The 12,586-nt window shown below is 69.8% G+C and carries 11 protein-coding genes; 3 read left to right on the plus strand and 8 right to left on the minus strand.

Annotation, left to right across the window (positions count from 1 at the left end; genetic code table 11):
- Window positions 1-4: 4 nt before the first annotated feature.
- The 6 genes from OG379_RS18190 to ssd form a co-directional block, all read right to left on the minus strand.
- Entirely contained in the window at window positions 5-385 is a 381-nt protein-coding gene (locus OG379_RS18190; protein ID WP_405664083.1) for a TadE family type IV pilus minor pilin, read from the minus strand.
- Window positions 372-620, minus strand: a complete 249-nt coding sequence (locus tag OG379_RS18195; RefSeq protein WP_405664086.1) for a DUF4244 domain-containing protein — start codon at window positions 618-620, stop codon at window positions 372-374. The genes OG379_RS18190 and OG379_RS18195 overlap by 14 nt, the downstream gene beginning before the upstream one ends.
- A gap of 99 nt (window positions 621-719) precedes the next feature.
- A complete protein-coding gene (locus OG379_RS18200) occupies window positions 720-1,523 on the minus strand; it encodes a type II secretion system F family protein (RefSeq protein WP_405668567.1) in 804 nt (267 codons plus the stop codon).
- Between the two features lie 5 nt (window positions 1,524-1,528).
- Window positions 1,529-2,395 carry a type II secretion system F family protein gene (locus OG379_RS18205; protein WP_405664089.1) on the minus strand — a complete coding sequence of 289 codons (867 nt, stop codon included), beginning with the start codon at window positions 2,393-2,395 and terminating at the stop codon, window positions 1,529-1,531.
- The gene (locus OG379_RS18210; RefSeq protein WP_405664091.1) at window positions 2,392-3,540 is read right to left on the minus strand and encodes a TadA family conjugal transfer-associated ATPase; all 1,149 of its coding nucleotides are present in this window, start codon (window positions 3,538-3,540) and stop codon (window positions 2,392-2,394) included. The genes OG379_RS18205 and OG379_RS18210 overlap by 4 nt, the downstream gene beginning before the upstream one ends.
- The gene (gene ssd / locus OG379_RS18215; RefSeq protein WP_405664093.1) at window positions 3,537-4,676 is read right to left on the minus strand and encodes a septum site-determining protein Ssd; all 1,140 of its coding nucleotides are present in this window, start codon (window positions 4,674-4,676) and stop codon (window positions 3,537-3,539) included. Before ssd ends, OG379_RS18210 begins: the two co-directional genes overlap by 4 nt.
- A gap of 500 nt (window positions 4,677-5,176) precedes the next feature.
- Here ssd and OG379_RS18220 point away from each other — a divergent pair, with 500 nt between their 5' ends.
- Complete coding sequence (locus OG379_RS18220; protein ID WP_405664096.1) at window positions 5,177-6,016, plus strand: HAD family hydrolase; 840 nt, start codon at window positions 5,177-5,179, stop codon at window positions 6,014-6,016.
- Window positions 6,017-6,456: 440 nt separating this feature from the next.
- On the opposite strand, the gene OG379_RS18225 is transcribed toward OG379_RS18220, so the two are convergent.
- Entirely contained in the window at window positions 6,457-7,281 is an 825-nt protein-coding gene (locus tag OG379_RS18225) for an oxidoreductase (RefSeq protein WP_405664099.1), read from the minus strand.
- A gap of 102 nt (window positions 7,282-7,383) precedes the next feature.
- On the opposite strand from OG379_RS18225, the gene OG379_RS18230 reads away from it, so the two are divergent.
- On the plus strand, window positions 7,384-8,379 hold the full coding sequence (locus OG379_RS18230) for an ATP-binding protein (RefSeq protein ID WP_405664101.1): 996 nt from the start codon (window positions 7,384-7,386) through the stop codon (window positions 8,377-8,379).
- On the opposite strand, the gene OG379_RS18235 is transcribed toward OG379_RS18230, so the two are convergent.
- Window positions 8,367-9,737: a hypothetical protein gene (locus OG379_RS18235; RefSeq protein ID WP_405664104.1), complete on the minus strand. Its 1,371-nt coding sequence runs from the start codon at window positions 9,735-9,737 to the stop codon at window positions 8,367-8,369. The two genes, OG379_RS18230 and OG379_RS18235, sit on opposite strands and share 13 nt — an antisense overlap.
- A gap of 300 nt (window positions 9,738-10,037) precedes the next feature.
- Here OG379_RS18235 and OG379_RS18240 point away from each other — a divergent pair, with 300 nt between their 5' ends.
- Window positions 10,038-12,548, plus strand: coding sequence for a SulP family inorganic anion transporter (locus tag OG379_RS18240; RefSeq protein WP_405664107.1), 2,511 nt, complete (start codon window positions 10,038-10,040; stop codon window positions 12,546-12,548).
- The last annotated feature ends 38 nt before the right edge of the window (window positions 12,549-12,586 follow it).

Genomic DNA, 12,586 nt, shown 5'->3' on the forward strand with positions numbered 1-12,586 from the left:
CTCCTCACGGCTCCGCCCCCACGGTGTCCTCGGCCAACGCGACCGCCTCAGCGCTCAGCGTCAGGCCCAGTGGTCCAGGCCCCGGCGTCGGCGCCTCCACCCGGACCCGCCACAGGCCTCCTGTCCGCTCCACCGCGACCCGGGCCCGGTCCGGCGCCGCCTCCTGAGCCGCGGACCGCACCGAGTCCTCCGGCTCCGACCGGGCAGCGGCCCGCGCTCCGGCACGTGCGGCGTCCACGCAGCGGATCTGGTCCGACGCTGCGACCAGCGCCCAGACGAGGGCGAAAACGAAGGCCACCAGCACGGGAAGGACCATGGCCGCCTCTGCCGTCACCGCTCCCCGGTCGCCGCTCGGGCCCCTCAGCGGCCCTTCAGAACTTCGCATCGAGGGCGTCCTTGATCAGCGACTGCAAGGCCGACAACACCGCCCCGCTGGTAACCACCTTGTAGAGCACCGCCGCGAACGCACAGGCGGCGATGGTTCCCACCGCGTACTCGGACGTCGTCATCCCCCTGTCGAGGCCTTGGGGCCGGGCACGCGTGCCGAACCTGGCCTCCCACGCACGACGCAGCGTCCTCAAAGACCACTCCACGGCTTTCCTGTTCATCTCAACCCCCATGTCCAGACACCACGTTGTTTCGTTCAGAACTTCGGACCGGCACTACGAGAGAGCGGGAGTCAGGTCCCGCCGGCATCCAGGAGAAGCGGCTGTTCCCGCTCAGCCGCGGTGCAACAGGCCGGTCGCCAGCCCGATCACCACCGGTGCCACTCCCACGGCCAGAAAGGCGGGCAGGAAGCAGAGCCCCACCGGTGCGGTGATCAGCACACCGGCCCGCTGGGCACGCGCCACAGCCGCACTGGCCCGCTCGGCCCGCATCTCATCAGCCAGCCTGGATACCGGCTCAGCGGCAGGAGCCCCCGTCGACGCGGCGCGCTCAAGGCAGCGGGCCAGCGGGGCTGCACCGGGCAGCTCCCCGAACCGGCCCCATGCCTCAGCCGGTTCACCTCCGAGCAGGATCTCGGCCGCCGTGCGGGCCAGCCGCTCGCCGACCGGGCCCCCGATGGATTCCCCGACCGCCTCAGCCGCCTCCCGCGGCCCGGCGCCCGCCGAGAGGCAGGACGCCAACAGATCAGCGGTGATCGGCAGTTGCCTTGAGACCAGAGCAGCCTCCGCGTCACGGCCGGCGGCCCCACGCCCCCTGACGGAGCGCCGCCACCGCCGAACGCCGTACGCCGCGGCAAGACCGGCCCCGCTCCCCGCCACTCCACCGACAAGGATCCAGACGCCTGCCCAGACAGCCAGGAACACCGTCCACCGCCGAGCACGGCTCCGCCCGGGCGCCCGCAGGCCCATCCGCCTCGGCCGCGGGCCGCTCGCGCAGCACTTGGCCAGCAGCGCCCCCCGTCTGCGTATCGCCCTCTCATGCCGCCGGCCTGTGTACGCGAAGGCGAGATATGCGGTTGTGCCGAGCGCCGTCCCCACCGCCCCGGCCGCCCCCAACGCGTCCCCCGCACCGGAGATCCCGCTCACGACGCCTCCCCGGCCCGCACGATCCGCGAGGCCCAGAACAGCCCCGCCGCCTCCAGCAGCCCACCCGTCGCCAGGCAGACGAGTCCGGCCGGGCTGTGCAGCAGAACCTCCAGCGGATCCGCGCCGAGTGCCGCCCCCAGTCCCAGACCCACCACGGGCAGCAACGCCAGGACCACAACCGTCGACCAGGCGCCCGACAGCTGTGCCCGCAACTCCTCCCGCCGCCGTTTCTCGCCCCGCAGTGCGCTTTCCAGACGCGCCAGACCGGCTGCGAGACCTGCTCCACCGTCCACCGCCACCCGCCAGCACGCGGCCATACCCGCGAGCCCGTCGAGACCGGGACCCGCCGCCGCCTGCCGCAGCACGCCCGGCACATCACCACCGAACCGTGCGGCGGCCAGCACCGCGGTCTCGGCGGCGCCCAGTGCACCGGCGTTCCGCGCGGCAGAGAGCAACGCCTGTCCGGGCTCGTGCCCGGCCCGCAGCTCGCCGACCACCGCCCCGCAGAGCGACGTCACCGCGTCGGCCGCCTCCTCACGCTCACGCCGTCGCGCCCGCCGACGCAGCCAGCGCCGCACGAGCGGTACCGCCACAGCGCCCGCGAGCAGGGGAAGCACCGATTCACCCAGCACAGCGAGAGAAGCCGCTACAGGGGCACACAGCCATTCCCTCCGCCCGGCGAAGATCGCGCAGGCCGTGGCCCACGCCGCCGGCCCCCACTGTTCCTCCCGCCGAGCTGTCAGCACCCGGGCGCGCCGCGCCCCTGGGTCCCGGGCCACGGCCAGAGCGGCCGCCAGGCCCGCGCAGCCGGCCAACGACCACGTGGGCACCTGCATCAGCACACCGGATCCCACCGGGATCATGGCTTGTCTCCGATCAGCGCCATGAGCCTGTCCCAGCCACGCTCCGGTTCGAACCCCCCGGCACCCCAGCGCAGCGCCGGCACAGTGACGACGAGGCCTGCGGAATCCCGCTCCAGCACATGTACTTCGGCCACACGCCGCCGCCCGCCCCTGTCGCGAACGAGATGGACGACCACGGACAGCGCTGCCGCCAACTGGCTGTGCAGAGCGGCCCGGTCGAGTCCGGCAGCCGTGCCGAGAGCCTCCAGCCGCGCCGGAACGTGCTCGGCCGCGTTGGCGTGCACCGTGCCGCAACCGCCTTCGTGCCCGGTGTTGAGGGCTGCCAGAAGTTCCGTCACCTCGGCACCCCGGACCTCGCCCACCACCAGCCGGTCAGGACGCATACGCAACGCCTGGCGCACCAGGTCCCGTAGCGTCACCCGCCCGGCACCTTCCTGATTGGCCGGCCGTGACTCCAGCCGGACCACATGCGGGTGATCCGGGCGCAGCTCCGCCGAATCCTCTGCCAGCACGATGCGCTCCCGCTCACCGACCGCACCCAGCAGACTCGACAGCAGAGTCGTCTTGCCCGCACCCGTGCCTCCGCTGATCAGATACGAGACCCGGGCCTCCACCAGAGCTCTCAGCAGCCGGTCGCCGCCGGGCGGGACCGTCCCTGCCGCCACGAGCTCCGCCAGGGTGAAGGCGCGGGGGCGCACCACGCGCAGCGAGAGGCACGTCGATCCGACGGACACCGGCGGCAGGACAGCGTGCATCCGCGTCCCGTCCGGCAACCGCGCGTCCACCCACGGCCGGGCGTCGTCCAGCCGTCGCCCCGCCACCGCGGCGAGCCTCTGAGCCAGCCTCCGGACAGCCGCCGCATCCTGAAAGACGACCCGGGTCAGCTCGAGTCCGCCGCCGCGGTCCACCCACACCCGGTCCGGAGCGGACACCAGCACATCGGTCACCGCCGGATCTGCCAGGAGCCGCTCCAGCACTCCTGCGCCGACCAGCTCTCCCCGCAGCTCCTCGGCCGCACCGAGCACTTCCGCGTCACCGAGCAGACGACCCTGCTCCCTCAGCGCGGCAGCCACCCCCGCCGGCGTCGGCGCCGCGCCGCTGCGGGCCAGTCGTTGACGTACGGCCTCGAGCAGCGCGTCCGTCATGACGCCACTCCCCCGCGAGACCGGGCCGGGACGGCGTCCGGACGGACCGGTGCATCCGCCAGATCCCAGAAGGCCGTGCAGAAGCGGGCCAGTGGGCCGCGGGAATTCCCGCCCGGGGGCACGCCGCCGTCCTGAGCCGAAGCCAGCGCCGGCTCCGTGGGCAGGTCACCGACGAGCGGCAGGTCCAGCGCCCGCGCCACCCACTGCTCGTCCAGGCCTGCCGTGTAGGGCCCCCGCGCAACGACCCGCAGGTCGTCCAGGACCGTGCGGGCCACAGCCGCCACGCGCTGCGCCGCCGCGACCGCTCTCAACTCCCCGGGCACGACCAGCATCCCTACGTCGAGCTGCGCCAGCGCCTCTGTCACGCTCTCGTCGAACCGGCGCGGCAGATCCACGACCACCACTCCACCCAGCCGGCGAGCGGCGGCGAGCACGGAGCGCATGGCCTGTGGGGGAACGATCACCTCGTCGTCCCGGCCCCAGCTGAGCACCCGCAGCCCGTGCAACGCCGGCAGTGACTCCTCCAGCGCACCTCCGCCCAGCCTCCCTTTCGAACGGGCGAAATCCGGCCACCGCAAGCCCTCGGATTCCTCACCGCCGAGCAGGACGTCGATCCCGCCGCCCAAGGGGTCGCCGTCGATCAGCATCGTCCGTCGGCCCGACCTCGCTGCTGTCACGGCAAGTGCGCAGGCCAGCGTCGACGCGCCGGAGCCGCCCCGGCCCCCCATCACTCCCACGGTGAGCGCAGGCCTGCCCACGCCCTCCACCGCATTGGCGATCTGGTCGACGAGCCATCCTTCGGAAGCGGGCAGTCTCAGCACGTACTCGGCGCCGATCTCCACCGCGTGGCGCCACACGCCGGGATCCTCCTGGTCCCGTCCGACGAGCATCACGCCGGCCCTGCGAGGCATCCCACGGCATCCACGCGCCACGTCATCGCCGACCAGGATCATCGGCGCCCGGTCCCAGCCACCTCTCTCCCCCGGTGGGCCGTGCTGCACTTCCGGCACCGCCCCGGCCGCCGCGCACAGCCTGAGCAGATCGTCCAGCACGTCCGGGTCCTCGGTGAGGATCAGCGGTCCGTCCCGTCGCCCTGCGGCGCTCGACGGACCTTCGCCCGCGAAAGATCCAGCCACGATCTCCGCCCCCTCTCACTGTCTCCTCCAGTGCGGTTTCGCGGCGATCTCGAACACTTCCGAGACGCGCGATTCCGGAACCCACGGACTTCGCGGGTGGAATCAACATGCAACGGCGCGGAAAATCATGTGGATCTTGCTCAAAAGCTGTGGACAACTCAAGCGTTGTGAATATCTCGGTAGCTCGTACAGGGGACTTTCGCAGTGCAGCGCTTCCGCTACGCACGGTGACGAGTCATGATCGAGTGGACCCGCACGAGAGGGAGGTCGACACCGGTGACATGAGAGGAAGGGCCTGGATTCCCGGCCCTGAAACACATCCGGACATGCGACGACCCCCGCCGGGGGGGAGAGCGGGGGTCGTCCCCACGGCCGACTCGGGGGGGGAGGAGTCGGACCGGGTTAGCACGGTCGCGAACGATCCGTGACTTCCATGGTGTACCCGAGCCCCTTCTCAGGCAAACCCACGTGCCGGATTTTACGCCGAATGGCGGGCCCCTATGCTCACCTTTGTGGAAAACTGCTTCTCGCCGCGTACAGCAGCCTTCTTTGACCTGGACAAGACGGTCATTGCGAAGTCATCGACACTGACCTTCAGCAAGTCCTTCTACCAGGGTGGGCTGATCAACCGTCGTGCCGTACTGCGCACCGCGTACGCACAGTTCGTGTTCCTTGCCGGGGGTGCCGATCACGACCAGATGGAGCGGATGCGCGAATACCTCTCAGCGCTCTGCAAGGGGTGGAACGTCCAGCAGGTCAAGGATCTGGTCGCCGAAACCCTGCACGACCTGATCGACCCGATCATCTACGACGAGGCTGCGACCCTCATCGAGGAGCATCACACCGCCGGGCGTGATGTGGTCATCGTCTCGACCTCCGGCGCCGAAGTCGTCGAACCCATCGGAGAACTGCTCGGTGCCGACCGGGTCGTGGCGACCCGGATGGTCGTGGGCGACGACGGCTGCTTCACCGGCGAGGTCGAGTACTACGCCTACGGGCCGACCAAGGCCGAGGCGATCAGGACGCTCGCCGAATCGGAAGGGTACGACCTGTCGCGCTGCTACGCGTACAGCGACTCCGTCACCGACGTACCCATGCTGGAGTCCGTGGGGTACCCGCACGCGGTCAACCCGGACCGGGCCCTGCGGCGCGAGGCCACGCTCCGGGAGTGGCCGATTCTCACCTTCGACCGTCCGGTCCGGCTCAAGCAGCGCCTGCCCGCGTTCTCGATGCCACCGCGGCCGGCACTCGTGGCGGCAGCGGCACTGGGCGCGGCCGCGGTGACCGCGGGGCTCGTCTGGTACGGCAATCGTCGCCGCGCCGCCGCGATCACCACCTGACAGCCGACCGTCGAGGGCGGCGGGAGCAGCCCTCGACCTTCAATGTCCGACCCGCCCACATTTGAACATAAAAGTAAAGAAAAACGGCCGGGGCTTCCGCTCCCCCTTGTCCTGGAGTACAAAGGACTCAACGGCCCGCGAGACCAAGGACATCCGAGAGGATCACCTTTTTACGCAGAAGGCCCCACGGACCGAGCACGAAAGCCGAGCACCCACGCGACGTCGACCCGTCGATTACGGGCCAGCCGCACCAGGTAACGGGCAAAGAACCCGACCTGATGGGCATATAACGAGGACGCTTGGTAACTGGGCGGACGTGCCAGCGGCGGTACCGGAACCGGTACCGCCGCAACCCTGTGCGGGACCTGTCCCCGCACCCGGAGTCCCCTCCCAGCACCCGGCCGCACCGACCGCGAGATCAGCAGCGCAGGCGATGCGACTCAGGCCGCGCCGCGCTGCAGCGCCTCGCACACAGCCGTGGACTCCCTGACGCCCAGCTCCACCGAGCGTCCACAGTGAGCGATCCAGGCCGCCATACCCTCCGGCCTGCCCGACAGATACCCCTCGAACGCAGCCACGTAGGCCGCGCGCCCCTGCTCCGCATGACCGACTTCGGCAGGGCAGATCGACTTGGGGTCCAGCCCGCTGCCGATCAGCACGATCCGCTCGGCGGTCCGGGCGACCAAGCCGTTGTGTGACCCGAAGGGGCGCAGCGCGAGCAGTTCACCGTGGACCACCGAGGCCGTCACGAGTGCGGGGGCCGAGCCGCCGGCGATGATCAGCTGCGACAGCCCTTCGAGACGTCCGGACACCTCGTCCGCGCCCGGCACGGGCGCTTCGATCAAGGGCTCGTCGACCGGCTCGCCCGCCAGTCGCGGCCTGCCGACCGTCTCGTCCGGAGTCGCGCCGCCGGCTGCCACCAGATGCAGGCGGGCAAGCACACGAAGGGGTGACTGCCGCCAGATCGAGAGCAGTTGCCCCGCCTCCGCCGTGAGCCTCAACGCCGCACCGATCGTGCGGGCCTCGTCCTCACCGCTGAAGTCCGTGCGCCGACGCACTTCCTCAAGATTCCAGTCGGCGCCCGACAGCGCCGCCGAACCGCGAGCTCCGCGCAGGGCCGCCTCCGCGGTGACCTCGTTGCTGCGGCGCCGCATGACCCGGTGCCCGTAGACCCGGTCCACGGCCTTGCGCACGGAGTCCACCGCGTCGGAGACCCCCGGGAGGTCACCCAGGGCGGCAAGCGGGTCAGGGGAAGTCGTACTCATAAGTAGCGAGGCTACGCGTCCCCGCCACGGATACCGCCCAGGAGTGGCCTTCTTCACGAAGGATGACAGCAGTGAGCGATGGCACCGCTACCCTAGGTGAACATGAAGATCGCTTTCGTGGGGAAGGGCGGCAGCGGCAAGACCACGCTGTCCTCGCTCTTCATCCGCCACCTCGCTGCCAATGAAGCCCAAGTCGTCGCGGTGGACGCCGACATCAACCAGCACCTCGGGGCCGCCCTCGGCCTGGACGAGAAGGAAGCCGCCGCTCTGCCGGCCATGGGCGCCCAGCTGCCCCTCATCAAGGACTACCTCCGCGGGACCAACCCCCGCATCGCATCCGCCGCAACGATGATCAAGACGACACCGCCCGGGGAGGGGTCCCGGCTGCTGCGCGTCTGCGAGGACAACCCGGTCTATGACGCCTGCGCCCGCACGGTCCGTCTCGACGACGGAGAAATCCGGCTGATGGCCACCGGACCCTTCGATGAGTCCGATCTCGGTGTCGCCTGCTACCACTCCAAGGTCGGGGCGGTCGAGCTCTGCCTCAACCACTTGGTCGACGGCCCCGACGAATACGTGGTGGTCGACATGACGGCAGGGTCGGATTCGTTCGCGTCGGGCATGTTCACCCGTTTCGACATGACCTTCCTCGTCGCCGAACCGACCCGGAAGGGCGTCTCCGTCTACCGCCAGTACAAGGAGTACGCGGCTGACTTCGGTGTCGCCCTGAAAGTGGTGGGCAACAAGGTGCAGGGGGAGGACGATCTCGACTTCCTGCGCGCCGAGGTCGGCGACGACCTGCTGGTCGGCGTCGGCCAGTCCGACTGGGTCCGGACGATGGAAAAGGGTCGGCCGGCCCCGTTCGAACTGCTGGAAGCAGACAACCGGATGGCACTGCAGGCCCTGCAGAACGCCGCGGAGGACTCGTACGGTCTGCGCGACTGGGAGCGCTACACGCGGCAGATGGTGCACTTCCATCTGAAGAACGCGGAGAGCTGGGGCAACGAGAAGACGGGCGCCGACCTGGCTGCCCAGGTCGACCCCGCCTTCGTCCTGCAGGAGCACCGCGCGGAGACGGGTGCCGCTCAGCCGGCCTGACCGGACGGAGCGGCGTTGGGCGATTCCTGTTCCGCGCTCCCGTCGGCCCCCTTGCCTGCCGGCTGGTCCGCCGGCCTGGCAGGCACGGGGTTTCCTGCGGGCTTGCCCGGAGTAGTCCCCGCGAGGAATGCGGTCCAGCCGGGCTTGGGCTCCTGGCCCACCTTCAGCGTCCCGAGCCTGGCGAGCGTCGCCGGGTCCTGCGCGTCCAGCCAGTCGGCGAGTTGGCGGAAGGAAACGCATTGCACGTCCTGCTTGGTGCACACCGTCTTGATCGTCTCCTCGATCGCGCGCATGTAGGTGCCGCCGTTCCAGGATTCGAAGTGGTTGCCGATGATCAGGGGAGCTCGGTTCCCGCTGTAGGCACGGTCGAACGCCTGAAGCAGGCCGTCCCGCATCTGATTGCCCCAGTACTCGTGCTTGTCCGGGTCGCCCTGCGTCGTACCGGACTGGTTGAACATGAAGTTGTAGTCCATCGAGAGCGTCTCGAACTCACGGCCCGGCACGGGGACGAGCTGCAGGGGGAGGTCCCAGAGCCCGTCCTTCTTCGCAGGCCAGACCTGGTTCCCGATGCCGCTGGAGTCATAGCGGAACCCCATGGTCCTTGCGGCCGCGACCATGTTCTTCTGCCCCTCCAGGCAGGGGGTGCGAGCGCCGATCAGCTCCTTGTCGTAGTCGAAGGGCAGCGGCGCTTCGCCCTTGAGGTCCGGGGCGTTGGTCTTCCAGCTCTTCACGAACGACTTCGCCTGGCTGATCTCGCTCTTCCACTCGTCGACCGACCAGGTGCCGACACCTCCGTCCGGGCCGCAGAAGTGCCCGTTGAAGTGCGTGCCGATCTCGTTGCCCTCCTGCCACGCGGCTCGCAACTCCGTCAGCGTGTTGCGAATACCCTCCGCGTCGTTGAACCCGATGTCGGAACGGCCCGCCGAATGCTGAGGGGGGTCGTAGAGCTCCTTCTTCTTCTCCGGCAGGAGGTACACGCCACTGAGGAAGTACGTCATCTTGGCGTCGTACTTCTTCGCGACGGAGCGGAAATGCGAGAACAGTTTCTGGCTGTCCTCACCCGCGCCGTCCCAGGAGAACACCACGAACTGAGGAGGCTTCTGGCCGGGCTTGAGGCGCTTGGCGACCGGGAGTTTCGGCTGGGCTCCCGTAAACGCGGTGGAACCGTCGCCGATGAGCTTGACCGCGCCCTTCGGCGCCGCCGCCGGAGAGTTCTCATCCGCGCCGGGGGCGGACCGCTTCCCGGTTCCGGGCACGGAACCGGCTGCCCCCGTACCTGGGTCCGAGCAGCCGGCCAAACCGGTGATCAGCGCCGTGACCACGGCACCCAGTGCGATCCGCTTCGTGGCGGCCATCATCCGTCCACCCTCTTCCTTGCAGGATTCGTGCGTTGAAGTCCCGACACGGCGCGGTCAACCTCACACGCAGCTCTGCCGGAATCAGTACGACAAGCCGGATGAAAAGCTGATTATTCACTGAGAAGAGTGACTGACTGGGCTATTTGCTCGAAAGCATGGACACCTTTCTTTACTCTCCATTACGATTCATTTACGGAGAGTTGAGAAATCCCGCCGTTGTACCCCACCGCTGCACCGCCGTGACCTACGGCCGCCGTCATTCACATACCGCGACCGCGCTGCCCCGGAGGAGACGGGAACATGTCTGCCTGCGTCCCCACTCGCAACGACCACTCATCCCGCAGTTCGCGCCCTTCCCGGGCCTCGGGATTCAAGCGTCCACACAGTCCGCCACCTCCGCCCCGCCGCGGACGCTTCCGCATCTCGGGTGCGGATCTGTCCGCATCGATCACTGTCTTCCTGATCGCCGTTCCCATGTCGCTCGGTCTCGCCGTCGCCATGGACGCCCCGCTCGCCGCCGGACTGGTTTCGGCGGCCATCGGCGGCATCGTCGCCGGACTGCTGGGCGGCACACCGCTCCAGGTCAGTGGACCGTCCGCCGGGCTGACCGTAGTCACGGCAGAGTTGATCCAGATCTACGGCTGGCGCACCACGTGCGCGATCACCGTCGGCGCCGGACTCCTGCAGATCCTGCTGGGTTCGCTGAGGGCGGCCCGCAGCGCCCTCGCCGTCAGCCCGGCCATCGTGCACGGCACACTCGCCGGTATCGGCGTGGCCATCGCTCTCGCCCAGCTGCACATCGTGTTCGGCGAGGTCCCTCGGAGCTCCGCCCTCGACAACGTCCTGTCGCTCCCCTCCCACCTGGCGCACTTCGAGCCGGCCGGGCCCCTCATCGGAGCCCTGACGGTCGTCCTTCTCGTCGCGTGGCCGCGCATGCCCGGACAGATCGGAGCTGCACTCCGCAGAATTCCTGCCGCGCTCGCCGCCGTGGTCATCGCGACGGCTGTCGCCGCCGCGGCAGCACCCGGCATCGCCCGGGTGGACCTGCCGTCCTGGCACTCGCACGCACTGCCTGAACTGCCGCAGGGCCCGGTGGCGGCACTGGCGACAGCCGTGTTCACCGTCACGCTCGTCGCCAGCCTCGAATCCCTGCTGGCCGCTGTCTCCGTGGACAAGCTGGCCGCAGACCGCTCGACAACCGCGACCAAGGACGGGTCGACGCCGCACGCTCCTGTCAAGCGATCGGACCTCGACCGGGAGTTGCGGGCCCAGGGTCTCGCCAACGCGGTGTCAGGGCTCGCCGGCGGGCTGGCTGTATCGGGAGGCGCCGTACGCAGCTCCGCGAACGTGCGGGCGGGCGCGACGAGCCGCGCCTCAACCGTGCTGCACGGCGTCTGGGTGCTGCTGGCGGCCGTGCTGCTGGTCACAGCCCTGGAGTGGATCCCCCTGGCCGCCCTCGCCGCACTGGTCATGGTCGTGGGGATCCAGATGGTCAGCTTCGCCCACATCCGCAAGGTTCACAGACACCGGGAGTTCCTGGTGTACGGCGCCACGATCAGCGGCGTGATCCTGGCCGGGGTGCTCGAAGGGGTGGCGATCGGCATCGTCGTGGCGGTGGCCGTCGCCCTGCACCGGCTGGCACGCACGCGGATCACCGTGACCGAGCAGGACGGCCGCTATCTGGTGGCCGCTCGCGGCCAGCTGACCTTTCTGGCCGTCCCCCGGCTCAGCCGCGTGCTCGGAAAGCTCCCGCAAGGGGTGGACGCGGTGGTCGAGTTGGACGGCTTTTTCATGGACCATGCGGCGTACGAGACGATCCAGGACTGGTATGCGGCGCAGACCGCGCTGGGCGGCCGGATCGAGTTCACCGGGCGCTCGGGGGGCCGGATCGCCGAGCCTGCGTCGGCCGCCCATTCCTGCTGCCGCCCATGGACGCCGTGGCGCAACCATCACTGCCACGACAGCGTGCAGGACACTGCACCGACCACGGCGGCCCCTGACTCGCACGTCGTCCCGAAGGCTGCTCCTCCCACGGCTCCGAAAGGCCCCTCGGGTCGCCGGCACGGCGCCCATCGGCTTCTCAGCGGCCTCAGTTCATTCCAGCGCACCACCGCCCCGCTGGTCCGTGAGGAGCTGGCCCGGCTGGCCGCAGAGGGGCAGCGGCCTTCGCAGCTGTTCCTCACCTGTGCCGATTCCCGTCTGGTCACCAGCATGATCACCGCGAGCGGCCCGGGGGATCTCTTCACCGTGCGGAACGTCGGCAATCTGGTGCCGCCGCCGGACGCAGGGGACGCCGAGAGCAACGACGACTCCGTCGCCGCCGCCATCGAGTACGCGGTGGATGTACTGGAGGTCGAGTCCATCACCATCTGCGGCCACTCCGGATGCGGGGCCATGCAGGCCCTGTTGGGAGCCGCGCCGGAGACGCCCCGGACACCGCTGTGGCGCTGGCTGCGGCACGGTCTGCCGAGCCTGGAGCGCATGCGCTCCCGTCACCACTCCTGGGCCCGCATTGCCGGACGCCTGCCCACCGATGCGGTGGAGCAGCTCTGCCTGACCAATGTGGTGCAGCAGTTGGAGCACCTGCGTGCGCACGAATCGGTGGCCCGCCGGCTGGCGGCGGGGACCCTGCAGCTGCACGGCATGTACTTTCATGTCGGTGAGGCGCAGGCTTATCTGCTGACCGAGGGTGCCAGTTCCGGCACCGGGCCCGACGAGGTCTTCGCCCGGGTCGCCCCCGGCGCGGTGTGGGGCGCCGAGGACGGCGTCGATTCACCGCATCCGGCTCCCGGTACCGCCGTCGGCGCCTGAACCACTCACACACCCGGTCCGTGAGACCTTGTGGTCCC

The organism is Streptomyces sp. NBC_01166 (assembly GCF_045039765.1).
Classification (GTDB): domain Bacteria; phylum Actinomycetota; class Actinomycetes; order Streptomycetales; family Streptomycetaceae; genus Streptomyces.

What these genes read in the sequence shown, in the direction of transcription:
- OG379_RS18190 (WP_405664083.1), bottom strand. Translation starts at nt 385, where the DNA reads ATGCGAAGTTCTGAAGGGCCGCTGAGGGGCCCGAGCGGCGACCGGGGA.
- OG379_RS18210 (WP_405664091.1), bottom strand. Translation starts at nt 3,540, where the DNA reads ATGACGGACGCGCTGCTCGAGGCCGTACGTCAACGACTGGCCCGCAGC.
- OG379_RS18230 (WP_405664101.1), top strand. Translation starts at nt 7,384, where the DNA reads ATGAAGATCGCTTTCGTGGGGAAGGGCGGCAGCGGCAAGACCACGCTG.
- OG379_RS18225 (WP_405664099.1), bottom strand. Translation starts at nt 7,281, where the DNA reads ATGAGTACGACTTCCCCTGACCCGCTTGCCGCCCTGGGTGACCTCCCG.
- OG379_RS18195 (WP_405664086.1), bottom strand. Translation starts at nt 620, where the DNA reads ATGGGGGTTGAGATGAACAGGAAAGCCGTGGAGTGGTCTTTGAGGACG.
- OG379_RS18235 (WP_405664104.1), bottom strand. Translation starts at nt 9,737, where the DNA reads ATGATGGCCGCCACGAAGCGGATCGCACTGGGTGCCGTGGTCACGGCG.
- OG379_RS18205 (WP_405664089.1), bottom strand. Translation starts at nt 2,395, where the DNA reads ATGATCCCGGTGGGATCCGGTGTGCTGATGCAGGTGCCCACGTGGTCG.
- OG379_RS18220 (WP_405664096.1), top strand. Translation starts at nt 5,177, where the DNA reads ATGCTCACCTTTGTGGAAAACTGCTTCTCGCCGCGTACAGCAGCCTTC.
- OG379_RS18240 (WP_405664107.1), top strand. Translation starts at nt 10,038, where the DNA reads ATGTCTGCCTGCGTCCCCACTCGCAACGACCACTCATCCCGCAGTTCG.